Below are 21,901 nucleotides of genomic sequence, written 5' to 3'. Positions count from 1 at the left end.
TGGTCTTGCTATCCAACTACTCATCCCTATCCACGTCATCCGGTATTGAGAAATTGTTTCGTTCTACGTCGGGGGTGACTGACTCTACCTCTGGTTCTGGAGCCGACAATTCGACCATCCGGAACCATCCGGAACACCGTGGGGTCGGCTTATATACTCACACCGAGACCGACCAAGACGTGATACGCGACGGAGACGTGGTACGCAATGGATCGGTCTTCGAAGACGATCACCTGCCTGACCCGATCGTCGACCGAAACCGACACATGAACGAGGTGACGGACGCCCTCGCACCGATCCAAGACGGCTTTCGCGCTGAGAACTGCTTTCTGTTCGGTCCCTCCGGTGTTGGGAAGACGACCGTCGCCCGCGCTGCCGTTCGCGAGCTTCGTCGAGAAGTCCTCGACGTCCCCTACGCCTACGTGAACTGCTGGAAGCATTACACCAGAAACGCGGTGCTCGAACGGATCTCCCACGATCTCGTCGGCGCCGCGATGCCGAGATCCGCACCGACGAGCCGACTCATCGACCGCATCATGGCCGACCTCAACGGTCCGGGCGTCGTCATCCTCGACGAGGTCGACCAGCTGCGCGAGACGAACGTCCTGTACGACCTCCACGAGATCCGCGGGCTCTCGTGGATCGGGATCGCGAATCGGGAAGTCGACCTCCTCGCGGACCTCGACGACCGGATCACCTCTCGGATCAGCGTCGCGTACCGCGTGCGGTTCGACTCCTACGGCGAGGACGCGATCACGGAGATCCTCTCTCGCCGGGCTCGGGAGGGACTCGGCCCCGGCGCCGTCGACGAGGACGTGCTCGCGCGGATCGCGCGCCTCTCCGAAGGAGACGCGCGACAGGCGATCGCGGCGTTGCGGGTCGGTGCGCGGATGGCGACACGTGAGGGACTGTCCGCGATCCCGGCGCGGCTCGTCGAGGACGCGGTCGCCGACGCCGAGCGCGAGGTCCGGCAGAAGACCATCTCGAAGCTGAACACACACCAGCGTGCGCTGTACGAGGTCCTCGCCGAGGAGGGCGGGCTCATCCAGAAAGAGCTGTACGCGCGGTACCAGGAGGCGCACGATGACCCCGTGACGCTGCGGTACCTTCGCGAGAATCACCTCCCGAAGCTGGAGCACTACAACCTCGTCGACGTCGAGCGGCACGGCGGATCGAAGCGGTACAGTCTCGTCGGGGTTGATCATCAAAATGGAACTCTCGGAGAGCCCTAATTATGTAGAAATCCGACTTTTGAGTCGTCAAATCCCAGCAGTGATTATACAACCATCTGCAGTTACACCTGTTCGCGGGCACCTAACACGTAACCGAGAAACACGATCATCGTTGTGCCGAGGAAGGTTTCAATTCCAGCAACCACACGCATCAGACCTGGATCCGGATCGCCCGGCGGTGACGTGGTAAAAGTAACAATACTGTAATATAGGCTTTCACCGAGACTCATCTCGTTCGTCGAATACACAACTGCTGAGCCTAGAAACAGCGCCATCATGACGAAGATCACCGGACGCAACTTCACGCCATACCCTGTAGTCAACCGCGATAGAAGAGATCCCAGCCAAGCTACCGTGCCCTGAAGTGTATCATCAGCTTTTGCTTCACGACGGCGAGCACGCCGCTCCCGAGAGCGAGCTTTCCTAGCTTGGCTAATCAGCCCGTTGTTACTGTATACGGTTTTGAGCTCGTTATTTGCCCTTGCTATCGCATCATAACGGTCAGTGGGGTCAGAAAGAGAATCTGTCTCCTCGTCATTTGCTAGTTGTTCAATGCGATCCCCTGGCGCATCAAACGCGGTTCCTCGGGAGACTAATGCTCCTGAAAGGGATGTGTTCCATAAAAGTACATCCTCTAACTGAGAACGCGTTAAGTTGGCCGTAGAGATGTCAGAGCCAGCTAGATCGGCCTTCGAAAGATTGGCGTCACGGAGGTTCGCTCCCACGAGGTCAGCGTTTCGCAAATTGGCTTGGAAGAGGCTTGCGTTGCGAAGGTTGGTCTCTGAAAGTCCAGCGCGGGAGAGGTCGGCCTCCGGAAGATCAGCACGGTAGAGATCGGACTCAAAAAGATCTGCTTTACGAAGGGTAGCCCCCGAGAGGTCAGCGTTACGCAGGGTGGCTTCGGGGAGGTCAGCGCGGTATAAATCGACTTCCGACAGATCAGCACCAACCAGAGTGGCCTCCGAGAGGTTGGCATGGTACATATCAGCACCTACGAGTTCGGATCTTTCCAGAGCGGCACCCGAAAGGTCTGCATCAATGAGATTACCCCTCGAAAGATCCGAGTCGCGCAGATCAGCGTCAGACAACTTGCCACGATATAGATCAGCACCTGTGAGATCGGCACCTGATAGAGTGGCCCCAGTAAGGTCGGCTCCGACCAGGATAGCCCCCGTAATATCTGCATTACGCAGGGTGGCTTCCGAAAGGTTGGCTCCCGTAAGTGTGGCTTCCGAGAGGTCGGCACCCTCGAGGTCAGCATTTGAGTCGATATCCTCCGGTGATACAGCCGGATCGTTAGGGATCTCGTAGTCGTGGCTGACCATACTCATATTTCACTCAGGATCATAATAATGACCCAGGGTACAATTTGGCTGAGATTTTCCCCAAATTCGTAGATTATCATGTCGGGCAGGGTGCTGCGATCAGTGAGGGTCACGTGGGGGTACTGCTGCTGCAACAGGATGTCGACCGGTTCGGTCATCCGGAACCCATCCCGAAGGCGACAAACTACATGACAGCGTGCTGTTCACCGGCATTCGGAACCATCCGGAACACTACGGGACACACTCAACCTTCACCGATGACCAGCCCTCGGTATGGCCTCGACCCAATCGGTCCACGACGGCAGCGCACAGACGAACGAGTTCGAGATCGACCTCGTCGACAAGCGGATTCGCGGTCGGAGTCCCGATCACGCCCGCGCCGTCGTCAGCGTCGACGCGAACTCCACGCTCCGCGTCGAGATCGAGGCGGCGAACCAGTACGACTGGCAGCTCGACGCGCGGATCGTCGGCGGTTCGATCGAGATCGTCCGCACCTTCTGCGAGGGGGGCACCGTTCACGACGCCGACGTGCCGGCCTGGGTCGAGCGCGTCGCCCGCGTCGTCGGAGAACGCCTGGAAGGTGGTCGCTGAGAGCGACAAGGCCGACCGCCTCGACGCGTTCGCCGACCGGTTCGAGGACGTGGTCCTCAAGAACCTCGACTGGTCCGAGGTCTTCGAGAAGCACGACAGCGAGGTTATGCAAAAGTCAGCGTTTCATCTGTTATATCAATATCACTTGGATTTCCGTTAAATATCCCGTACTCCCCGGAAATGCTAATCTGTTCTCGGTAGAGAGTTGACTCCGATGGCTCGTGTATCATCTGGAGTCGAATCTGGTCATCATCGGGATAGTTGGCCTCATCGCCGGCTAGCCGACACGCTACATTGACATCTGCACAGTTGACATCGCCCGGAATCGTGTTACCGCCTTGATTATTGTGAACTACCGTTAGCTCAACTGTTTCACCTGCTCTTAGCGATCTATTGAGCGTTCCAGTAACCCGCTGATTCCCATGATCAAGATAGACCACAATTTCGTCAGCGTCCACAGTTTCACCTCCTCTATTGGTGAGTTCGAGTTCCCACCGAAACTTGCCATAATCTGGTGCCGATGCAGGTTCTTCCTCAAAAGTCAATTCGAGAGCAGCAAAGGTGGGCTTTTCTCCGAGGTCATCTACGACCCCGAACGCAAACACACCGACAACACCTCCAAGAATAACCGTTATTGCAACAATTAGCACTATTCCGACAGCCGGCGTGGCCGCACGTTTATCAATTAATCCCCGCATTACTGACATTTTATATCACAATTAGAATAAAAATTGCGCTTCAAATTGTCTCAGCGATAATCGGAGAGTTCATCGAAATAACCTGAACGGCTTGGTGAAACTACACAGACTGACCGGCCCACTGCTTTCGGCTGGTGGATGCGCCCTGTATTCAGCACGGATTTCGTACTAGGGATAAAGGATTTCAACACCTATGAAAGCCTGCTAGCGCAGAGCCGGAGCAGTATGTTGACCGTCTCCGCGAAGTCCTGATACGCGCCTTGCAGGAAGACGAACTTCTCTCTCTGCTTGTCGTACGCGTACTTCTCGGCGACCTCATGGACGCCGCGTTCGGCTGTGGACAGGTTCTTGTCGGGATTCAGTGTCCACATGTCGAGCAGTTCGATGTCCCTGTTGCCTCTGCTGTACTGTCTGAGGGTGTTGTCGATGTTGGTGGACTTGCCGATCTTGATGTCCATTATCTTCAGGCCCGAATACTCCAAGTGAGAAATCCGGATCGCGTAGACAACTTCGTTCATAGACAGGTCTTGCGTGAGTGTCTCTTGAGGGTTTTCCGGTGAAACCAGATTGAGTGAGACGACAATTGGGATTGTCAGTCACTTCGTAGACAGAAATTAAGTCGTCCCCTATTACTCCTCTTCGTCGAACACGGTAGAAATGTAGCGTAAGCAGGATTTGGTGATACCAAGGGCAAGGTCACTATCTCTTTTCAGTGGTGGGGATATGTTCGTTTTTTCGGAGGCATGGGCTTGTCCACCCATGAATCCTTTTTCAACTTCACCCAGAATGTCATCAAGTTCGTCCAACTTTCTATCATCAATTAGACCCTCCAGGTCCTCATCAAGCGTTCGTAGTGTTTCCACCGCAGTTCTACATCCCACGATTGCGCCTTGATAATCCCCGTTGTCGTGTTTAGTTTGAGCTCTCTCTATCTGAGCATGAGCACTGTCTAACGAGTCTCTTACTCGGATATTTGACACACCTAAATTCAATGTAGCAGTTCGTGTGTCATGGTATCCAAGTCCACCAAGAACCTCGGTCCACACAGCTGGGATTAGGCTGTAGTCCGCAGATGAATGTGCTGATTCAATCTCGTCCTTCCTACGCGTACTTCCAGACATCCACAAATCAACCTCAAAAGTTAGTTTATCGTCCTCACGAATGGATTCTATCTTTTCGAGAGTAGAATACGAAACCTCAACATCGACGCTAAATCCGTGTGAATCTCTAATCTCCTCAGTTTTTTCGAGCGAGACAGCCGGTGATGGTAACAAAATACGTTTGCCGGAGGCCGTAGAGACTGAAACTTCAGCTCCAGAGGAGATTAAAGAAATTTTATTATTAAGTCTCAATTCACCGTTGATCTGAATTGTTGGAACAGCGGAACCATTGCGATAATCAACACCTCTAATCTGATAGTCAGTGTCCGAATCAAGTGACATAATTAGATATTATGATGTAAAGTAATGAATTTTTGCTAAACCAGTGCGGCCTAACATTTTTATCATTGTCTCAACACCGACCAAAGACTACCGTGACCGACGCGAGCCCTCCAACACGCCACGAACTCGCCGGAGACCTCACCCTCATCCTCGCAGTCCCGGCCCTCCTCGCGTCGATCTACTTCCTCACACCGACGACGCTCCAACAACAACTCGCGCTTCGACCGAGCGATCCGCAGTGGTACTCGGTGTTCACGGCGGCGTACGTCCACGCGGGCGTCGATCACCTCCGGGGGAACGTCGTCGGCTACCTGATCGCAGTGAGCTACGCGTATTGGCTGTGTCTCTACACCGATCGGCGACAGTGGTTCCGGCGGACGGTGATCGGACTGCTCGTCGTGACGCCGATAGTGGTCAACGGCGTCGATCTGCTCGTCTTCGGGACCGTGCTCCCCGAGGTCGAGGGATACTCTCGCGGCTTCTCGGGGGTCGTCGGCGGGTTCGGTGGGTTTCTGTTGGTCGCGTTCATCGTCGCCGTCTGGGATACGTACGGGTCAGAACTCGCGGAGGTCGTCGGCGTGTCGCTCGTGCTGCTCCTGCTGCTACTGGTCAGCGTGGTGTATGCCGGAGGGATTCAGCCGATCGTCGCCGGACTCGTCACGCTCGGAATCGGGCTTCAGGTCGTCGGGTCGCTGTATCAGCGTGACTGGGAACTGCCGACGGTCGACGTCGCATCGCGAGCGTTTGCGTTTCAGCTCGCTTCTGGAGGGCTCGTCGTGACCGTACTAGCGTTCTTGGTACTGCAACTGTTTCCGGCGGCGTTAGTGGAGGGTGGAACGTTAACGAATATTGTGAGCCACGGGATTGGGATAATACTAGGATCCATAATTGCTTATGTCACAAGTATATAACATATCACCATGGACAGAAGCAAAGACGGATTGTCTGTCGGAGAGAGAGAAGCTGAGAAGGCTGGTCCATGGAATAGTCGACTCTACATCTCACTCGTCTCTGGTTTCAGTATTATATCGATCGCAACTATGCTGTTATTAACGGTCCCTACAGATTGGGGGAATTATACCACCTATTTAAGATACTTTTTGACAGGAATTCTTCTCTCAATCTATGGTGTATACGTAAAACGGCTTGTGAGCGGATTGAGAGAAGGTTCAAGAAAGAGTTGGAAACGAATGACTGTTTATAGAGGGAATCAAATTTCCTTGCTCCCAAGTGTGGGACACCATGTTGACCCTCATCCTACCCAGATTGATCTACCAACAAAAGAGCAAATAAAAGTTCTTTCATCATCTGTTGCACTTTGGTACAGCTTCTCTGGTATTGTCTGTATTATTATTCTAATAATAACCACTCAAATAGTAGGTACGGAACTGTTTGGAAATATTTCATCTCAATTTGAGGGATCTCAAGGACTACTCCCACCAGTATTTGCAATATTTCAGCCTGCGGCAGCGATTATGTATCTCGTTATCTCTGCGTTTAGTCAAGATGCGTCAAGTACAATCGTTCTCATTGCAGTAGTTGGTATCCCTGGTCTGATTTCTGCCCCTGGAAGCAGAAATTTGCAAAGCATCGGGGAATATGCTGTATCAAAACTAACTGCCTATCTGTATCAACGACTCAATAACAATTTCAATAAAAACACATCAAAAATGTTGTCGGTCCTGATCGTGACTATTGCTGTATTCATCGGTTATTGGATAATAGTACGCTATCTTGGAATTTCATCACCTCTACTAAATAATCTCATCTAATCAATAAGTAGTCTCTCTGCCTTTCAGACCGTATGATTGGTCGACAATTCTACTCACATACGATATATATGCTAATAATATTAGAATGATTTTAAGAAGGTGTGCTGTCGAGAGCGATCGATATTCTCTCCGATCACGGCAGGCGTAAGGTTGAACCCGGCTTCAAGCGCCTCTAGAATCCGGTCGTCAGCTGGCATTTGTATCCTGTCCGCCGCTTTCGCATCATTCGTCGGCGTCTTCCAAGTCGTCGGCGTCGATCTCGCCCGCAAGGTACTCTCGACCGATATCCGTGATCTCGTAGTAGCCGCGTTTTGGCTTCTCTACAAGCCCGTAATCCGTAAGGTCGGAAAGTCGCCGGTTGATGTGGGCCGATATTTGTCGATCTTCTCGGCTATCACTAGCGCGTGTCCTTACACTCAGGTTTAAACCGGAAAACGCGACCAACTCACTTCGATGAACGACTGGCACCCTCAGGATTGGCTGCTCGTGGCGGAAGCACTCACGGCGTACGCGGGGGACCCGCGGGCACTCGACGAGCGTGAGGCACGGGCGTGGGAACTCGTCGACGAGATCGCTGACGAACAGGACCTACCAGTGACAGAGTTGATCGAGCAGGTCGACGACGACTGGCCGCGGTCAAAATCCGAAGACCGGTAGAGCTACCAGATGGCGAGGCTGAAGGCGACGACAGAGACGATCGGCACGTGAATACCGAGATCGACTTTTATGCGTCTTCCAGCTCGTCGGCGTCGATCTCACCTGCGAGGTAGTCCCCACCGAGGTCAGTCAGCTGGTAGTATCCGTCACTATCCTTCGCTAAGAGCCCCTTCTCGGCCAGTTCTGGTAGCCGTCCCCGCACTGTAGAATATCCGATATCGTGGCCGTGTCGATTTAAATTCCGGTAGAGAGGCTTCGGGGAGAGTTCTAGGTTGTGGTCGTTGAGGAACTCCAAGATGACCAGGTCAGTCATCGTCATCCACCCCGGAATAGGCCGCATTTTCGCTATCTCGTATGGGAACTTTGTTAGTTATACGGGGTGTGTCCTTTGAGGAGCTTATCTGAGCCATAAATTAGCTTGTATAGGCTAATCTTTAATACCCCCGAACCCACACGCTACAATCACGGACCCACTCGGCCGTCGTCGAACACGCGCCGGGCCTGAAAAGGACGCGGGCCGCGCTGCTGGAACAGCCGGCCCGTGTGGGGTTCCGTGTATACCCACGAAACCCATGCACACCGATTCGACGCGGGGGCTTGAAACTCCCGTCCGAGACGCGGCATCGACTCTGACTGACGAGTACCCGGCAGCGCTCGCGACGCTGATCCGCGCCGATCGCGCGAGCCACGACGTGGCGCAGACGACCCTCCGCGAGTTCCGCGACGAGGTCGATCTCTACCCCGACGGCCGATGATCGACGCGACGGCCACCCCGTCCGGAACACCATCCCGAACCGCGGAAACCCGGACACGCCGCCGAGGGCGCGACCATCCGGAACCGTTCGGAACCGGCCGGGGGACAGTAATCCGTGCGTCGGGGCGACTCCGACGTATGCCGACTCACGACGGCGCGACCAGTACCGCGCGACGACCGACCGATGACGCCTGACGACACCACCATGAGCGACGCACACACCCAGCCGACGGACGAGCCGCACAGCGACAAGACCACCTGGTACGACCTCCTCGGGTTCCAGCGCGACCTCCTTCTGGTCGCCGCCGAGGTCAACGGCGAGGAGCTGCCGAAGGGCCTCACGCTGATGAGCCGCCTCGAAGATCGGTACTCCGACCCGATCAACCACGGCCGCCTCTACACCAACCTGAGTGACCTCGAAGAGGAGGGCCTGATCGAGACGGAAGAGATCGACGGCCGCACCAACGCCTACCGCGTCACCGATCGCGGCCGCGAGCTGCTCACGGGACGCCGCACCGCGATCGACGTCGCCCTCGATGTCGGAGGTGAGAAGGCGTGAGCCCAACAGTTGAGGTCGAAGTCCGTCGAAACCGCCACGGATCGGTGCTCGCGTACGCCGACCGCGATCGCGCGGCGCGCCTGCTCGCGGACCACCGTGCCGTGCTCCAGTCGCTCTACGACCTCGTCGATCGCCGGCACGGGTCGGACGGCGAGATCGTGGCCCGACTCGCGATCCGCGAGGACGCCCGGACCGTCGACGAACTCGACCTCCGGGACCGCTTCCAGCGTGACCTCGAGGCGGACCGCGCGATCTCGCTCGTCGAGGACCTCCGGTACCACGCCGGCGAGCGCGACCTCGTGACCGACGGCGGCGTCGATCGAGACCCAAGTAGCGAGTGTGATGATCGAGGCAGCTGCGGTGACGAGAAAGGGGGAATCCGCGCGAATGCGCCTCTGACACGGTGCGCCGAATGCACCAGATCAACCGAAGGGCTAGATGACCAAAAACTAACTGCGGAATTGCGCCGCCGTCGCACTGACGGCGGCCGTGATCGGCCCGATAACGACCTCGCCCGCGTCGCGGACGCTCTCGAACTCCAGAACGCGCTCCTCTTACAGTTGGTTCAGGACCGAGAGCGTAAACGTGATCGCGAGCATCTGAACCCGGACCGAACGGGTCGGTCGGACCGTGCGACGGCGACCGCCGTTGTCGACGCTTACGGCGACTTATACGGAGGCTCGGTTGCCGGGTGGGAGTTTGATCCGGTGAGTGACCGAATCGAGAATATGGGGGACTCGCAGTGAGCGACGACCTCGATCCCATCACGCCGAGCGCCGCGCTCGACTACTACCTCGACGCGCGCCGCGGCGAACTCGCCGACGCAACGCTCCGCGACCACGAGTACCGCATCGGGACGTTCGTCGACTGGCTCGAAGATCGGAAGGAGGTCGCCAACATGAACGACGTCGACGTCCGGATGGTCCACGAGTGGCGGGTCTGGAAGCGCGAGGACAACGGCGACCACGACCCCTGCAACATGATGACGATGCAGGGGCAGGTCTCGACGGTCAAGCAGTTCCTCTACCGGGTCGCCGACATCCGCGGCGTCCCCGAGACACTCCCGGATCGCATCCGGGTCCCGTCGCCCTCGAAGGACCAGCAGTCGAACGACACGATCCTCTCCTCGGAGCGCACGAGGGCGACCCTCGACTACCTCTCCACCTACGAGTACGCGTCCCGCCGACACGTCACGCTCCTGCTCATGTGGCGCGTCCCGGCCCGGCGCGGGGGCGTCCGCGCCCTCGACCTCGAAGACTGGGACTCCGATGATCGCGCCCTCCAGTTCCGACACCGCCCGCCGCTGACGCCCCTGAAGAACGGCTCGACGAGCGAGCGCGACGTGATTCTGAAGGAGGCGGTCGCGGAGGTCGTCGACGACTACGTATCCGGGCCTCGCATCGACGTGGTCGACGACCAAGGGCGCAAGCCACTCATCACGACGAACCGCGGCCGGCCCGGCGTCTCGACGCTCCAGCGCTGGATCTACTGCGTGACGCGACCGTGCGTCATCGGCGAGGAGTGCCCTCACGACCGCGACCCCGATGAGTGCGAGGCGATCCCGGCCGAACAGGCGAGCAAGTGCCCGTCGTCGCGCGCCCCGCACCACGTGCGGACCGGCTCGGTCACGGCGCATCGGACGGCCGGAACGCCGCGGCCCGTGATCAGCGATCGCGGCGATGCGTCCGAAGACGTGCTCGAAAAGCACTACGACAAGGCCGGCAACCGCGAGCGAGCGCACCGCCGGCAGGAACACATCCCGGAGGACATCTAACATGTACGCGAGCGAAACTTCGACGAAATCGCCCGACAGAAGAGCCAAGACCGTGTTGGCCCACCTACTGCGCGCACGGTCTTTGGCCGTGCGGGATTGGTGGGCTGGGACTCCCCAGCCACCCAATTTCGTCGTTCTACACCGCTAGTGACTCTGCTAGCGTGTCTTGTCCGGGCAAGAAGTACGCCGGTAGCCACTGCCCTCCCTCGATCTGCGTTAGCCGAGTGGTTTCGGCATGCTGTTGCTCCGATCTCACAGTAGCCGGAGCAACTGCCTCCAATGTGGCACCCACGTTCCGAACGACTTTCGGTGAGTCCACGGCGACGCCGACGATCGCGCCCACCGTTGCCCCGAGTGTGACTTGTGGGTGCGGATCCGCGAGGGGAGCGCGGCCGGGAAGGACGTTCCGACGGCCGACCCGCAGAACAGTCCTGCCCGCAACCCCAGCTCACCGACGGGCTCTCGCCGGTCGAGTGGGACTCGCTGGAGACGCTCGTCGCCGACGGCGGGGAGGTCTCGCCCGCGGAACTCGCGGACGAACACGACTGGCACCCCGACAGCGTGCGCCGGGGGCTCCGGCGGATCGAGGGCATGGTGGTCCGCGAGCAGGGCTCGGTCGCGTTGCGGTCGCATCACGCCGCGGAGCAGGTCGTCGAGGCGCTGCACGCGGCGCGTGAGGGCGTTCGCAACGCCGTGGGCGCGCGGCGAACGCGGTGCAGAACGCCGAGCGGAAGGCCCTCGACGAGCGCACGGACGAGCTGATCGCGTTCTGCCAGGCGAACGGGATCCACATCGACGAGCGCGAGGCGCACCTCCGGGTTCGGATGGGGAACCTCGCGGGCGAGTCGTGGTCGGACCTGGTAACGAGACTCAAGAAGTACTGGACCGACGCCGGCCGCGATCTGGAGCGGCTCAAGGAGGCGGTGACGCACTACCGCGACGAGGTGGGACGCTCGACGAGCTCGGCGTCGCCGTCGAACCGACGCCGGGGGGTCCGGTTAGGGGTGTAGCTAAGGCCACAGATTCTAAGGTACCTCTCCGGTTTCGCGGGATCGGTTACCTACTGAATAGTATGACCGGTTTAGACTAGTCCATCTTACCAAACAATTTAGCGTAAGAGTATCTATCTACAACCAAGCATGAGCAATCCGAAAGAATGCTTTGTGATATCTCCGATTGGCAGCGAGGGAAGTGAGACCAGAGAACACGCTAACAAGCTTCTTAAATACATAATTCGAGAGGCCCTAGAGGATTATGAGTATAATGTTATTAGATCTGATGAAATGTCTGAACCTGGTAGTATCACCTCGCAGGTCATCCGCAAAGTGGTTGATAGTGATCTTGTCATTGCAGATTTAACAGATCATAATCCAAATGTCTTCTATGAATTAGCTATACGACACGCAACTGGCGACCCATACATTCAGCTAATCAATACCTCTCAGAATATTCCATTTGATATTTCTGATTTGAGGACGATTAAATACAATTTTGATGTGAGTGTTGCAGAGCAAGCTGTCGAAGAAATTCAGAACCAGATTGACCTTATAGAAAGCGATGACCCAGAGTTCGACTCGCCTGTCTCCAAGTCTGCCAAGCTAAAATCTTGGGAAGAAAGTGAGGATCCGGATAGTCAGAGCTTTGCCGAGTTGGTGGGTTTTATGGAGCATCTTTCATCGAAGCTTGATAGGCTTGAGAATAAGGTGGGAGATAGGCCAAATAGCCTGAAAAGGGATGTATATATTACAGAAGAAAAATCTGATGGCGAACACAGGGATCTATCTGACGCTACTCTAAAACACATCAGAAAAAATATAGAATCAGATCAGTCGGTCAATAATGCAACAATATATGGTTCTTTGTCCGAAGAAGAAAAAGAAAATGAAAAATAGTACATCTATTCTATACTTGAAATGCTTCAACACAACCGGAGAATTTCACAACCGTAGCTGACTAGCCGGTACCTGCGCCTCCCGCGAATGACTCCGATAATGCGTCTCACCGGGATTCGTCCAGTTGTCGATCTCTAAAGCCCTCGCACGAACACTCCGCGACGACACGACCGTAATCTCCCGTCCTTCCGCCCGGTACCACACGAGGACGTACCCACCGCCCTCACGACCCAGCGTCCGGTGCTGATCCTTCCAGAACTTGAACGTCGGCCGGACGCCGTTCGTCATTGAGCCCTTCACGTCCCACGGCCGACCGTCCTTCTCGTCGGTCGCGTCGAACTTGAGCCCGTCAACCTCGGGATAGTCGAGCTCGATCGGATAGCGGTCGGCCGCCCACGTCTCGACGAGCTTCCCGTAGTAGCCGACGATCGCGGGGTCGTAGCTCATCGGTCGATCCGTTTGGGTTGGGGTTGGCAATCGAGATCTCGCCGCGAGTCGAACGTCGATCGCTCGAACTCGGCCGCGATTCCCCCACGCGGATTCGTGCCCCCCGTCACGATCGCCCGCGTATAAATAAGGTATGCGCCGGGGTGGGCGAGTGAATGAACGAGCGAATCGGCTCCGCGTCTCGCGATTCACGCGCTGGCTTCGTTCAGGGGATCCCCGTGCTCGCCGTCGCGGTATTCAGCGATTCGGTCCGAGACCCACGCCGCGGAGTAGCCCACCACGTCGCCCGCGTCGGCGTAGGTCATGCCGTGACGCTCCACCGCGCGGATCGCCTTGTCGATCGCCTCCTGTCGCTTCAGGCCGTCCGCGTCAAGCGCGTCTACGAGCGAGAACCCACGGGCGAATTTTGGCATTGACGTGGAGATTCTCACGTACGCCCACGATACCGATGGGTACGCCATCGAAAGTCCCGACTTCAGCGAGGAATGTGAGCGACTGAACGCGCACAACGCGACCTCTCACGGAAGGAACACGGCTCTGCGAATTGAGAGAAACAACGGCAGGTCGTGGCCGAACGACACGCCAATCTCAAACGAAAGCGACGGGACTTCCTCCACAAGTTGTCGAACTACTACGCGAGAGAATACGACCTGAGGGTTCAACAGGCCACTGTTTAAGTAATCAAATCATCAAACAAGAGATATGGACACGACGGGAACGTCGGGCGTCTTCGCCCGCGAGTTCGACGAGATCGGACGGGCAGTCGAGGTCGGCTTCGCCGGCGGCCGCGTCATCTCGGTGTCGTTCCCGGCGGAGGCGCCGGCGGACGCGACGGCGGATCACGAACTGCTCGACCGGATCGGGACGTACCTCGGCGGCGAGCGCGACGCGTTCGACGATGTCGCCACCGGGCTCACGGTACCGACCGACCGCCGGGGCGTCCTCGAAGCGCTCGACACGATCCCCTACGGCGAAGAGGTCTCGGTCAGCCGCCTGACGCGGCTGGCCGCGCTCGACGCCGATGACCCGGAGGATCTGGAGCTGGTGACCGACGCGCTCCGCGAGAACCCGATTCCGGTTTTCTTCCCGGATCACCGCGTGCAGGGCGGCCCGTACGCCACGCCGGGCGACGTGCGAGAGACGCTCCGCCGCGTCGAAGGGCTGTAGCGGCCCAGGTTGAGGCGCGGCCGACCCGCTACGTCTGTCCGTGCTCTTCGATGTTCTCCCAGACGACGGCCATCAGCTCGCCCGTCTTCTCGACCAGATCGTCGACAGCGTCGTCGCAGTCGCCCGGAGCGCAGCCGAGGTCCCGGATCGCCTTCGTCGCCGACACGTGGTGGACGTGGACGAGGTCGTCGCCCTCGCGCTCGTACACCATCGTGGTGCACGGTAACATCCCTGCGAGCGTCGGGTCGATGGAGAGCGCGTCGTACGCGATCTCCGGGTGGCAGACGACGATCAGGGCGGTGCGCTCCACGTCGTCGTGGCCTAACATTCCCTCGATCATCTCGTCGAGCCTGGTGACGCGGACCGTCTCGAAGTCGGCGAGTTCGTGTTCGATCTGCACGAACGGGACCGCGTCGTCGAACGGCATGTCGAGGGTGATGTGGAGCGCCTCGTCGGCGGTCGGCGCGGGCGATTCGGCCGCAGTGTCGCTCATAGAGGCGCTTCCGGCGGCGACAATAAAAAGGATCCGCGCCGACCACTCCCCGTCGATACCCCGAGCGGGCCGCGTCGCTTGCCGGACGAGACGGACTTATGGGGCGGAGCCGCCTCGGATCCGCTATGATCGAACTCTCACGGGCGGCCTACGACGACATCGTGTACCACGCGTACGGGGGCGGCGAGGCGGAGATCTGCGGCGTGCTCGCGGGCACCCACGGCGACGACGGGGAGCCGAGCGTCGTCACCGACACGTATCAGGCCGAGAACGTCGCGGAGACGCCACAGATCCGGTACCTGATCGACCCAGAAGAGCAGTTCAAGCTCATCGAGACGATCGAGGACGACGGACTCGACGTGGTCGGATTCTACCACTCGCACCCGACCGGGCCGACCCACCCGAGCGAGACGGACGCCGCGCGGGCGACGTGGCCCGACCACTCGTACGTGATCTGCGCGCTCGACGGCTACCCGTTCGTCGGGTCGTGGCGCTGGCGGGGCGACGAGGACGGCTTCGAGCAGGAGACGGTCTCGGTGCGGAGCGAGCGGTAGGCTCAGTTTCGACCTGTCACGCCGTACCCCGTACCGCGTTACTCGTCGTCTCCCTCCGCCGTCCCGTCCGCGTCGTCCGGATCTCCCGTCCGCTCGACCGCGTCGTCCGGGTCCGTGTCCCGGCGGTCGCGGACGACGAGAACCGGACCGACCGAGGCGGCCGCGACCCGTTCGCTCTCGTCGCCGAACACGAACGACCGGAACGAGGGCGCTCGCTCGCCCATCACGACGGCGTCGTGGCCCGGGACCGCGTCGATCAGCGAGTCGAACGGCGACCCCTCCGTCGCCACCGTCGTCTCCGCGTCGATCCCCGCCTCGCGGAGCCGATCGGCCGTGGCCTCCAGCTGGGCGGCCGGAGCGCCGTCGTCGCCGGTACCGATGGTGTCGGCGTCCCCCGCGGCGTCGTCGGAGATCTGCCCTCCCGTCGCGAGAAACAACGTGACGCCGATAGCGCGGTCGCCGACGAGCGCCTCGACGAACGAGCGGATCCGGTCGACATCGACGTCGCCCGAGAGCGACACGAGGATCCGGTCGACGTCGCCGGTCGTTCCGGGGACGGCGAACGCGTCCGCGTCGACCTCGCCGGCGACCCGGTCGATCGTCTGCTCGCGGTCGTGCGTGAACACGAGCCGGTGGTCGGCCGCGCCGCCGGCGGTCCGGAACTCCTGGCTCAGGTCCTCCAGCGCGGAGGTCGCGCGCTCCTCGAACTGGAGTCGGGCCTGGTCAGGCGGCGTCTGTTCGGGCAGGACGTGGTAGCCGAGCACCGTCACGTCGACGGTGCCGAGCAGCGACATCAAGCCGGGCGAGACGCTCCCTCCCTCGAGCACCGCGACGGGTACGAGTACGCGTGTCATTACAGGGCCCCCTTGAGTTCCACGTCGCGGGCGTAGTAGAAATACCATCCGGCCGTGACGGCGATGACCGCGATTCCGACGAGGATCGAGAGCCGGTTCATGAAGGCGATCAGCCCGAAACTGGCGAGCGCCCCGACGACGGGGATAACTGGCCCTCCGGGCACGACGAAGTCAGGGTCGTACCAGTCGGGACGGTCCCGGCGGATAGCGACGAGCGCGACCCACATCAGCCCGTACATGATCAGGTGGAGGAAGGAGGCGACCTCGGCGAGCAGCTGGACCTGCCCGGTCGCCGCGAGGACGACCACCGGACCGCCGGCCATGCCGAGCGCGACGTGCGGCGTGCCGTACCGCAGGTTGATCCGGCTCGCCCACCGCGGGAGGAGCGCGTCCTTCGAAACCCCGTAGATCGCCCGCGAGGTGCTGAGGATCGACGCGTTCGCCGACGACATCGTCGCCAACAGTCCGCCGACGATGATCACGAGCGCCCCGGCCGGCCCGAGGAGCGCCTGCCCGACCTCGACCATCGCGGTCTCGCCCGCCGTCAACAACGCGTCGCGCGTGAAGATGTTCGTCGCGATGAAGATGGTCAGCACGTAGAGGACCGTGACGATCAGGACGGAGCCGACCATCGCCAGCGGGAGGTTCCGTCCGGGATCCTTCATCTCCCCGGCCACCGTCGCGACCTGTGCGAACCCGAGGTAGGAGGTGAACACGAGCGCGGCGACCGAGAGGATCGGCACGGCCTCCCAGACGCTCTCGGACTGGCCGGGCGGCGTGTCGACGGCGACGACGCCGAACGCCTCCAACAGGCCGAACCCGAGGAAGGCGACCAGCATCGAGAGCAGGAGCGCGACGATGCCGTTCTGGAGCTTCGCGGCGTTTTCCGTGCCGGTGACGTTCAGGACGGTGAACGCGACCCCGGCGACGACGGCGATGGCGGAGACGATCGCGCCCGAGCTCGCGCCGACCGCGATCCCGACCTGCGCGAGCGCGTCGAGCGCGTAGTACCCGAGTCCGACGAGGTAGAAGGCGGTCGCGAACACCAGCCCGAGCCACAGCGACAGCCCGATGACCGTGCCCGCGAGTGTCCCGAGCCCCCACGAGATGAAGTAGTAGCTGCCGCCGCTCCGCGGCATCGCGGTCGCCAGCTCCGAGGTCGGGAGCGCGACGAGGAGGGCGATCACCCCGCCGACCGCGAACGAGGCGGTCGCCGCCGTCCCGATCTCGCCGCCGGCCAGCCCCGGAAACACGAAGATCCCGGCGCCGATCATCGTCCCGATCCCGATGGCGAGGCCGCCCGTCAGCCCGATGGTGCGCTCGAGCTCGGCGTCCTCGGTGATCGTCGCCTCCCCGGTCTCGACGACGGTCTCCGCGACCGGCGCGTCGCCGTCGAGGTTGCGGCCGCTCGGCTCGTCGGTCATGTGGCGACGGGCACGAACGACCGCCGGATAAGTGTGGGGAGGCGAAACCGCGGCGGACCGGCGCGGGGTCCCGGTCGTTCAGTCGCTCGCTTCGATCTCCGGCTCGGACTCGTCGTCGCCGCCGACGTCGATGGCGCAGGAGGCCGAGTACTCCACGTCGTGGACCGACTCGATGGCGGGGTCGTCGCCGCAGACGGGGCAGTCGTCGCGCTTGGGGATCTCCACCTTGTCGAACTCCATGTCGAGCGCGTCGAAGAACAGCATCGAGCCGTCGAGAGACTCGCCCTCGCCGATAATGTGTTTCACCGTCTCAGTCGCCTGCAGGCAGCCGACGGTGCCGGGGAGGACCCCGAGGACGCCGGCGGTCGCACAGTTCGGGACCATCCCGGCCGGCGGCGCTTCGGGGAACAGACAGCGGTAACACGGCGAGCCGTCGTCGCCCGCGAACGTCGTCACCTGCCCCTCGAACTTGAAGATGGAGCCGTGCGAGAAGGGGATGCCGGCCAGCGTGCAGGCGTCGTTGACGAGATATCGGGTTGCGAAGTTGTCTGTGCCGTCGACGACGAAGTCGTAGCCGTCGATCAGGTCCTCGATGTTGTCGGGCCGGACGCGGAGCTCGTGTTTCCGCACGTCGATGTCGGGGTTGAGCTGTTCGACGAAGTCGGCGGCGGAGTCGACCTTCTTGCGTCCCACGTCGTCGTTCCCGTGGATCACCTGGCGCTGGAGGTTCGACAGCTCCACCTCGTCGTCGTCGGCGATCCCGAGGGTGCCGACGCCGGCGGCCGCGAGGTACTGGATGATCGGCGCGCCGAGCCCGCCGGCGCCGAGCACGAGCACTTCGGCGTCGAGCAGGGCCTTCTGGCCCTCGGGGCCGACGTCGTCCATGATGATGTGTCTGGAGTAGCGGTCGAGTTGGGTGGGATCGAGGTCGAGATCGCTCATTAACGCCTCTTCACACCGGAAACTCATAAGCCGGCCGCCCCCCAAAGGTACTGCCGCCTTCTCGGAGGTGCGATCGCGGCGCACGACCGATCGACGAAGTTCCGCTACCGGCCGAACCGTCCGGGTCTCGCGACCGATCGACGGAGCCGACCGACACTCCCCGTTTCCACGGTCAGCGGTGCGTGTTAGACCGGGGTGTAGATTGCCGTCGGCGGGCCCCTTTTTGGGGAGGACGGCGAACCAAACGCATGGCAACGATCAAACTGCCGGCCGTGCTGGTCGGAGGATCCTCGACCTCCGAGGTCGAAGTCGCCGGCGAGACGGTCCGCGAACTGTTCGAGAACCACGCGGACGAGCACGGACCGGAGCTCAGAGACAGCGTCATCGAGGACGGCGAGATCAAGGAGTTCATCAATGTCTACGTCGAGGGAACGCCCGTCGACGGCCTCGACGCCGAAGTACCCGACGACGCGCAGGTCCGAGTCATCCCCGCCGCCAGCGGCGGACGGTAACCGTCGGTAGCCGACGGGGTGCCCGCGCCGCCGAAGCTCTGTCCTTATAAATAGTCCTCCCATAGCGGGATGTCCGCGTATTTGTCGCCGCGGTCGCACAGCATGAACACGACCACGTCGTCGTCCGCGAGATCGCCGGCCGCGTCGAGCCCTGCGACCGCCGCCGCGCCCCCGCCAGCGGACGTGCCCACGACGAACTGGTCGTCGACCCGGAGGTGGTCCCGGACCGTCGCCTCGTCGTGTCGGCCGGAGTCCGCGATCGGCACCGGGTCGTCTAGGTAGCGCTCGCGGAGCGCCCGCGCTCGGTCGTACGCGTCCGAGGTCGTAACGTACTCCGTCCGGTCGAGGACCGACTCGTCGTACGTGTCGGGGTGGTAGTGGTCGCCCGACTTGAGGTATTTCAGCCCGTCGATGGCGTGGAGCTGCTCGTCCGGCTCGAAGCCGACGATCTCGGCTGCGCCGTCTGTCAGGTCGGTCAGTCCGCGTCCGGTCCCGGTGATCGTCCCCCCGGTGCCGACGCCGGCGACGAAGTGGGTCACCTCGCCGTCGGTCGCCTCGTAGATCTCCCGGGCGGTCGTGCGCTCGTGCGTGCCGGGGTTGTCCGGGTTCTCGTACTGGTTCGGCCGGTAGTAGGCGTCGGGATCTTCGGCGATGATCTCCTCGCAACGCTCGATGACGGCGTCGTAGCCGAGGTTGGCGTCGACGAAGTGGATCTCCGCGCCGGCGTCGCGGACGGCGTCGATCTTCCCGCCCGCGGCGTTGTCCGGCATGACGATCTCCACGTCGTACCCCCGAGCGTTCGCGAGGCGCGCGACCTCGCTGCCCGTGTTGCCCGAGGTGGGTTCGATGACGGTGACACCGGGGTCGAGGTCGCCGCGCTCCTCCGCGCCGTCCAGCATCCCCTTCGCGATCCGAGATTTGATCGAGCCGCCGCCGTGCGGGGCGTCGTAGAGGTTGAACCACTCGGCCTTCGCGTACACGTCCGCGTCGGACTCGATGTCGAGGTCGAGTTCCAGAAGGGGCGTCTCGAAGATAGTCGACTCGTCGACGACGTACTCGCTCATGGGTCCCGTAGATCGCTCCTCAATAAGAGTCCGACGGAAACGGCGTTCTCGACGGCCATCGCGGTCGTGCGCGACGATCGCCCGTCAGAGATACGGGAGAAGCCTGCCGGTCACGAAAGGGGTTACCCGGACAGACCCGTACGACTCGCCATGAGTCAACCATCGTGGGACGACGTCGTCGAGATGCCCGACGAGCTCGACGACGAGACCGCCGAGTCGCTCTTGGCAGACGCGACCGAGGTACAGGACATGACTGGCGAGGTCTGTCCGTACCCGCAGGTCGAGGCGAAGAAGGCCATCGCGGGGCTCGACGCCGGCGACGTGCTGGTCCAGAAGACCGACCACGTCCCGAGCACGGAGAACGTCCCGAAGGCGGTCGGCGACGACGCGACCGCCAAGGTGTGGAAGTCGGGCGACGGTCGCTACCGCATCTTCATGCGGAAGGAGTAATCATGGTCGAGGAACTCACCCCCGAGGAAGTCAACGAGCGAGTCCAAGAGGGCGACGTCCGCGTCATCGACACGCGATCGCCCGAACAGTACGAGCAGGGTCACATCCCCGGCTCGATCAACGTCCCGCTGGGCGACCTCCCCTCGCAGGTCTCCGACATCGACTGGGACGACACCGACGTGGTCTGCGCGTGTCCGGTCGGCCAGTCGTCGAAGCAGGCCGCGATGCTGATCCAGAGCTACGAGGGCGTCGAGGACGGCGTGCTCGTCGCCAGCATGTCCGGCGGCTACGAGGAGTGGGACTTCGAACTGGAGACCGGCGCGGCGGCGGACGCCTGAGCCGGCAGTCGAGTTTTCTCGCGGTTTTCTCGCCTTTGAGTGACCTCTCGATCGGATGCTTAGGACCGTTTCTAGTCGGGTGTTTATTAGTGAAGCACGGTGCGGTGGCGCGTGCCTCCGAGCGCCCACCGGGCGCGAGGAGCACGCGCGAGGGAGTCGGTGGTCCGGAGCGACGCGGAGGACCACCGACGAGGCTGGGGAGGTGTGAGGCTGCGGTCCCGTGAGCGACCGAAGGGAGCGAGCGGGAGCACGGAAGTCGCAGCCCGCGCAGCGAAGCGAGCAGGACCGTCTTCCGGCGGTGCTGTGCGGGTGGGACTCAAAGGGGCAGCCGCGATCGGCGAACCCCAGCGACGTAAGCACCACAAGGAGCGAGCAACGCGAGCGACTGAGGAGCGCAGCGAGCTGTGGGAGCCGAGCGCGGCTGGGGCTTTGGAAGTCTTCACCGTTGATCCGTCGGTAACTACTTATAAGCGAGCGGCTGGGGCTTTGAAGGTGTTCTCCGTCACAGCGGCTGTAACGACGCGTGACATCCTCCTCGCCGTAAACGGCGAGGCTTCCCGTACCGCAGGTGGGATATTTGCTGGTCTACGACACGACCTGTTCTCTCGTGTGAAACGTCCCGCTCTCGCGGTCGAACAAGTGTGTCGATGGCTGTGCCACACAGCCGTTACTCCTATCCTCGCCGTGAGGACTCGGAGTTATCTTCTGACGCATATTCTCCGCCCCGTTACAGTCCGCGTTGGCTACCAACTCGCACGACGAGCAGACGTACAGGCCACGTTCGACGCGATTCGATTTCGTCTCGTCTCCACAGCGGGAACACGTTTTCGAGGTGTTCCACTCGTTTTCTTTCAGCACCTCCACACCGCGCATCTCGCCTTTGTATTCGAGGTACTGGTAGATGCGGTCGAACGCCCATGAGTGTAGTTTCTTATTCCCGGTTTTTTTTTTTTTTTTTTT

At 60.8% G+C, this 21,901-nt stretch carries 28 protein-coding genes and 2 pseudogenes; 17 read left to right on the top strand and 13 right to left on the bottom strand.

The annotated features are described in order from the left end of the window. Positions 1-197 precede the first annotated feature (197 nt). Positions 198-1,232: a Cdc6/Cdc18 family protein gene (locus tag ACP96_RS03795; RefSeq protein WP_082222460.1), complete on the top strand. Its 1,035-nt coding sequence runs from the start codon at positions 198-200 to the stop codon at positions 1,230-1,232. A gap of 62 nt (positions 1,233-1,294) precedes the next feature. On the opposite strand, the gene ACP96_RS17540 is transcribed toward ACP96_RS03795, so the two are convergent. Next, entirely contained in the window at positions 1,295-2,557 is a 1,263-nt protein-coding gene (locus ACP96_RS17540; protein WP_082222457.1) for a pentapeptide repeat-containing protein, read from the bottom strand. Positions 2,558-2,830: 273 nt separating this feature from the next. On the opposite strand from ACP96_RS17540, the gene ACP96_RS03785 reads away from it, so the two are divergent. After that, positions 2,831-3,148, top strand: coding sequence for a hypothetical protein (locus ACP96_RS03785; RefSeq protein ID WP_050032279.1), 318 nt, complete (start codon positions 2,831-2,833; stop codon positions 3,146-3,148). 104 nt (positions 3,149-3,252) lie between these two features. Here ACP96_RS03785 and ACP96_RS17535 read toward each other — a convergent pair whose 3' ends face one another. The 3 genes from ACP96_RS17535 to ACP96_RS18480 all read right to left on the bottom strand — a co-directional run bounded on the left by ACP96_RS17535 (position 3,253) and on the right by ACP96_RS18480 (position 5,288). Then, positions 3,253-3,846: a type IV pilin gene (locus ACP96_RS17535; RefSeq protein ID WP_082222456.1), complete on the bottom strand. Its 594-nt coding sequence runs from the start codon at positions 3,844-3,846 to the stop codon at positions 3,253-3,255. 191 nt (positions 3,847-4,037) lie between these two features. After that, positions 4,038-4,364 carry a GIY-YIG nuclease family protein gene (locus ACP96_RS03775; protein WP_237561604.1) on the bottom strand — a complete coding sequence of 109 codons (327 nt, stop codon included), beginning with the start codon at positions 4,362-4,364 and terminating at the stop codon, positions 4,038-4,040. A gap of 111 nt (positions 4,365-4,475) precedes the next feature. Next, complete coding sequence (locus tag ACP96_RS18480; protein ID WP_154020396.1) at positions 4,476-5,288, bottom strand: hypothetical protein; 813 nt, start codon at positions 5,286-5,288, stop codon at positions 4,476-4,478. Positions 5,289-5,380: 92 nt separating this feature from the next. Between ACP96_RS18480 and ACP96_RS03770 the strand changes: the two genes are divergently transcribed. From ACP96_RS03770 to ACP96_RS03765, 3 genes are all read left to right on the top strand, one after another. After that, on the top strand, positions 5,381-6,199 hold the full coding sequence (locus tag ACP96_RS03770; RefSeq protein ID WP_050032277.1) for a hypothetical protein: 819 nt from the start codon (positions 5,381-5,383) through the stop codon (positions 6,197-6,199). A 9-nt stretch (positions 6,200-6,208) separates the two neighbouring features. Beyond that, entirely contained in the window at positions 6,209-7,060 is an 852-nt protein-coding gene (locus ACP96_RS18475) for a hypothetical protein (RefSeq protein WP_154020395.1), read from the top strand. A 453-nt stretch (positions 7,061-7,513) separates the two neighbouring features. Beyond that, positions 7,514-7,717 (top strand): hypothetical protein, encoded by a 204-nt coding sequence (locus ACP96_RS03765; protein ID WP_050032275.1) that lies wholly within the window; start codon positions 7,514-7,516, stop codon positions 7,715-7,717. A gap of 67 nt (positions 7,718-7,784) precedes the next feature. Here ACP96_RS03765 and ACP96_RS03760 read toward each other — a convergent pair whose 3' ends face one another. Beyond that, positions 7,785-8,036 carry a winged-helix domain-containing protein gene (locus ACP96_RS03760; RefSeq protein ID WP_049906348.1) on the bottom strand — a complete coding sequence of 84 codons (252 nt, stop codon included), beginning with the start codon at positions 8,034-8,036 and terminating at the stop codon, positions 7,785-7,787. A 253-nt stretch (positions 8,037-8,289) separates the two neighbouring features. Between ACP96_RS03760 and ACP96_RS03755 the strand changes: the two genes are divergently transcribed. From ACP96_RS03755 to ACP96_RS18465, 6 genes and pseudogenes are all read left to right on the top strand, one after another. Further along, a complete protein-coding gene (locus tag ACP96_RS03755; protein WP_050032274.1) occupies positions 8,290-8,472 on the top strand; it encodes a hypothetical protein in 183 nt (60 codons plus the stop codon). A 183-nt stretch (positions 8,473-8,655) separates the two neighbouring features. Further along, positions 8,656-9,030 carry a helix-turn-helix transcriptional regulator gene (locus ACP96_RS03750; RefSeq protein ID WP_050032273.1) on the top strand — a complete coding sequence of 125 codons (375 nt, stop codon included), beginning with the start codon at positions 8,656-8,658 and terminating at the stop codon, positions 9,028-9,030. Next, positions 9,027-9,776, top strand: coding sequence for a hypothetical protein (locus ACP96_RS03745; RefSeq protein ID WP_050032271.1), 750 nt, complete (start codon positions 9,027-9,029; stop codon positions 9,774-9,776). The genes ACP96_RS03750 and ACP96_RS03745 overlap by 4 nt, the downstream gene beginning before the upstream one ends. After that, complete coding sequence (locus tag ACP96_RS03740; protein ID WP_050032270.1) at positions 9,773-10,804, top strand: integrase; 1,032 nt, start codon at positions 9,773-9,775, stop codon at positions 10,802-10,804. The genes ACP96_RS03745 and ACP96_RS03740 overlap by 4 nt, the downstream gene beginning before the upstream one ends. A gap of 444 nt (positions 10,805-11,248) precedes the next feature. After that, positions 11,249-11,814 (top strand): annotated as a pseudogene (locus tag ACP96_RS19790) (hypothetical protein); the annotation flags it as partial. A gap of 129 nt (positions 11,815-11,943) precedes the next feature. After that, positions 11,944-12,696, top strand: coding sequence for a hypothetical protein (locus ACP96_RS18465; protein ID WP_154020394.1), 753 nt, complete (start codon positions 11,944-11,946; stop codon positions 12,694-12,696). A 45-nt stretch (positions 12,697-12,741) separates the two neighbouring features. On the opposite strand, the gene ACP96_RS03725 is transcribed toward ACP96_RS18465, so the two are convergent. Then, entirely contained in the window at positions 12,742-13,143 is a 402-nt protein-coding gene (locus ACP96_RS03725) for a hypothetical protein (protein ID WP_050032267.1), read from the bottom strand. A gap of 188 nt (positions 13,144-13,331) precedes the next feature. Then, a complete protein-coding gene (locus ACP96_RS03720; protein WP_050032266.1) occupies positions 13,332-13,556 on the bottom strand; it encodes a hypothetical protein in 225 nt (74 codons plus the stop codon). Between ACP96_RS03720 and ACP96_RS19465 the strand changes: the two are divergent. Then, positions 13,546-13,796, top strand: a pseudogene (locus ACP96_RS19465) (transposase); the annotation flags it as partial. The gene ACP96_RS03720 and the pseudogene ACP96_RS19465 sit on opposite strands and share 11 nt — an antisense overlap. A 49-nt stretch (positions 13,797-13,845) precedes the next feature. After that, the gene (locus ACP96_RS03715) at positions 13,846-14,310 is read left to right on the top strand and encodes an MGMT family protein (protein ID WP_050032265.1); all 465 of its coding nucleotides are present in this window, start codon (positions 13,846-13,848) and stop codon (positions 14,308-14,310) included. Between the two features lie 28 nt (positions 14,311-14,338). Here the strand turns inward: ACP96_RS03715 and ACP96_RS03710 are convergent, their stop codons facing one another. Further along, the gene (locus tag ACP96_RS03710; RefSeq protein WP_050023744.1) at positions 14,339-14,803 is read right to left on the bottom strand and encodes a DUF302 domain-containing protein; all 465 of its coding nucleotides are present in this window, start codon (positions 14,801-14,803) and stop codon (positions 14,339-14,341) included. Positions 14,804-14,928: 125 nt separating this feature from the next. Here ACP96_RS03710 and ACP96_RS03705 point away from each other — a divergent pair, with 125 nt between their 5' ends. Further along, positions 14,929-15,357, top strand: coding sequence for a desampylase (locus tag ACP96_RS03705; RefSeq protein WP_050023742.1), 429 nt, complete (start codon positions 14,929-14,931; stop codon positions 15,355-15,357). 38 nt (positions 15,358-15,395) lie between these two features. Here the strand turns inward: ACP96_RS03705 and ACP96_RS03700 are convergent, their stop codons facing one another. The 3 genes from ACP96_RS03700 to ubaA all read right to left on the bottom strand — a co-directional run bounded on the left by ACP96_RS03700 (position 15,396) and on the right by ubaA (position 18,577). Next, on the bottom strand, positions 15,396-16,211 hold the full coding sequence (locus ACP96_RS03700) for a universal stress protein (protein WP_050032264.1): 816 nt from the start codon (positions 16,209-16,211) through the stop codon (positions 15,396-15,398). Continuing rightward, complete coding sequence (locus ACP96_RS03695) at positions 16,211-17,635, bottom strand: APC family permease (protein WP_050032263.1); 1,425 nt, start codon at positions 17,633-17,635, stop codon at positions 16,211-16,213. Before ACP96_RS03695 ends, ACP96_RS03700 begins: the two co-directional genes overlap by 1 nt. A 78-nt stretch (positions 17,636-17,713) precedes the next feature. Beyond that, on the bottom strand, positions 17,714-18,577 hold the full coding sequence (gene ubaA, locus ACP96_RS03690) for an SAMP-activating enzyme E1 (protein WP_050023738.1): 864 nt from the start codon (positions 18,575-18,577) through the stop codon (positions 17,714-17,716). A gap of 248 nt (positions 18,578-18,825) precedes the next feature. On the opposite strand from ubaA, the gene ACP96_RS03685 reads away from it, so the two are divergent. Beyond that, positions 18,826-19,089, top strand: a complete 264-nt coding sequence (locus ACP96_RS03685) for a MoaD/ThiS family protein (protein WP_050023736.1) — start codon at positions 18,826-18,828, stop codon at positions 19,087-19,089. 44 nt (positions 19,090-19,133) lie between these two features. Here the strand turns inward: ACP96_RS03685 and ACP96_RS03680 are convergent, their stop codons facing one another. Further along, positions 19,134-20,153, bottom strand: coding sequence for a PLP-dependent cysteine synthase family protein (locus tag ACP96_RS03680; protein WP_050032262.1), 1,020 nt, complete (start codon positions 20,151-20,153; stop codon positions 19,134-19,136). Between the two features lie 150 nt (positions 20,154-20,303). On the opposite strand from ACP96_RS03680, the gene ACP96_RS03675 reads away from it, so the two are divergent. Together ACP96_RS03675 and ACP96_RS03670 are read left to right on the top strand one after the other, a co-directional pair. Continuing rightward, positions 20,304-20,603, top strand: coding sequence for a sulfurtransferase TusA family protein (locus ACP96_RS03675; RefSeq protein ID WP_050032261.1), 300 nt, complete (start codon positions 20,304-20,306; stop codon positions 20,601-20,603). A 2-nt stretch (positions 20,604-20,605) separates the two neighbouring features. Next, entirely contained in the window at positions 20,606-20,941 is a 336-nt protein-coding gene (locus tag ACP96_RS03670; protein ID WP_050032259.1) for a rhodanese-like domain-containing protein, read from the top strand. A gap of 585 nt (positions 20,942-21,526) precedes the next feature. On the opposite strand, the gene ACP96_RS03665 is transcribed toward ACP96_RS03670, so the two are convergent. Further along, positions 21,527-21,901, bottom strand: a 375-nt coding sequence (locus ACP96_RS03665; RefSeq protein ID WP_154020393.1) for a zinc ribbon domain-containing protein, incomplete at its 5' end; no start/stop codon positions are given.

Source organism: Halorubrum halophilum (assembly GCF_000739595.1).
In the GTDB taxonomy this organism is placed as follows: domain Archaea; phylum Halobacteriota; class Halobacteria; order Halobacteriales; family Haloferacaceae; genus Halorubrum; species Halorubrum halophilum.
Note: the sequence above shows the minus strand (reverse complement) of the source record. Positions and strands in the feature narration are given on the sequence as shown.

Excerpts from the sequence above, each read along its gene's own strand:
- ACP96_RS17540 (WP_082222457.1), bottom strand. The coding sequence starts at position 2,557 with ATGGTCAGCCACGACTACGAGATCCCTAACGATCCGGCTGTATCACCG.
- ACP96_RS03785 (WP_050032279.1), top strand. The coding sequence starts at position 2,831 with ATGGCCTCGACCCAATCGGTCCACGACGGCAGCGCACAGACGAACGAG.
- ACP96_RS17535 (WP_082222456.1), bottom strand. The coding sequence starts at position 3,846 with ATGCGGGGATTAATTGATAAACGTGCGGCCACGCCGGCTGTCGGAATA.
- ACP96_RS03775 (WP_237561604.1), bottom strand. The coding sequence starts at position 4,364 with ATGAACGAAGTTGTCTACGCGATCCGGATTTCTCACTTGGAGTATTCG.
- ACP96_RS18480 (WP_154020396.1), bottom strand. The coding sequence starts at position 5,288 with ATGTCACTTGATTCGGACACTGACTATCAGATTAGAGGTGTTGATTAT.
- ACP96_RS18475 (WP_154020395.1), top strand. The coding sequence starts at position 6,209 with ATGGACAGAAGCAAAGACGGATTGTCTGTCGGAGAGAGAGAAGCTGAG.
- ACP96_RS03765 (WP_050032275.1), top strand. The coding sequence starts at position 7,514 with ATGAACGACTGGCACCCTCAGGATTGGCTGCTCGTGGCGGAAGCACTC.
- ACP96_RS03760 (WP_049906348.1), bottom strand. The coding sequence starts at position 8,036 with ATGACGATGACTGACCTGGTCATCTTGGAGTTCCTCAACGACCACAAC.
- ACP96_RS03755 (WP_050032274.1), top strand. The coding sequence starts at position 8,290 with ATGCACACCGATTCGACGCGGGGGCTTGAAACTCCCGTCCGAGACGCG.
- ACP96_RS03750 (WP_050032273.1), top strand. The coding sequence starts at position 8,656 with ATGACGCCTGACGACACCACCATGAGCGACGCACACACCCAGCCGACG.
- ACP96_RS18465 (WP_154020394.1), top strand. The coding sequence starts at position 11,944 with ATGAGCAATCCGAAAGAATGCTTTGTGATATCTCCGATTGGCAGCGAG.
- ACP96_RS03725 (WP_050032267.1), bottom strand. The coding sequence starts at position 13,143 with ATGAGCTACGACCCCGCGATCGTCGGCTACTACGGGAAGCTCGTCGAG.
- ACP96_RS03720 (WP_050032266.1), bottom strand. The coding sequence starts at position 13,556 with ATGCCAAAATTCGCCCGTGGGTTCTCGCTCGTAGACGCGCTTGACGCG.
- ACP96_RS03715 (WP_050032265.1), top strand. The coding sequence starts at position 13,846 with ATGGACACGACGGGAACGTCGGGCGTCTTCGCCCGCGAGTTCGACGAG.
- ACP96_RS03710 (WP_050023744.1), bottom strand. The coding sequence starts at position 14,803 with ATGAGCGACACTGCGGCCGAATCGCCCGCGCCGACCGCCGACGAGGCG.
- ACP96_RS03705 (WP_050023742.1), top strand. The coding sequence starts at position 14,929 with ATGATCGAACTCTCACGGGCGGCCTACGACGACATCGTGTACCACGCG.
- ACP96_RS03700 (WP_050032264.1), bottom strand. The coding sequence starts at position 16,211 with ATGACACGCGTACTCGTACCCGTCGCGGTGCTCGAGGGAGGGAGCGTC.
- ACP96_RS03695 (WP_050032263.1), bottom strand. The coding sequence starts at position 17,635 with ATGACCGACGAGCCGAGCGGCCGCAACCTCGACGGCGACGCGCCGGTC.
- ubaA (WP_050023738.1), bottom strand. The coding sequence starts at position 18,577 with ATGAGCGATCTCGACCTCGATCCCACCCAACTCGACCGCTACTCCAGA.
- ACP96_RS03685 (WP_050023736.1), top strand. The coding sequence starts at position 18,826 with ATGGCAACGATCAAACTGCCGGCCGTGCTGGTCGGAGGATCCTCGACC.
- ACP96_RS03680 (WP_050032262.1), bottom strand. The coding sequence starts at position 20,153 with ATGAGCGAGTACGTCGTCGACGAGTCGACTATCTTCGAGACGCCCCTT.
- ACP96_RS03675 (WP_050032261.1), top strand. The coding sequence starts at position 20,304 with ATGAGTCAACCATCGTGGGACGACGTCGTCGAGATGCCCGACGAGCTC.
- ACP96_RS03670 (WP_050032259.1), top strand. The coding sequence starts at position 20,606 with ATGGTCGAGGAACTCACCCCCGAGGAAGTCAACGAGCGAGTCCAAGAG.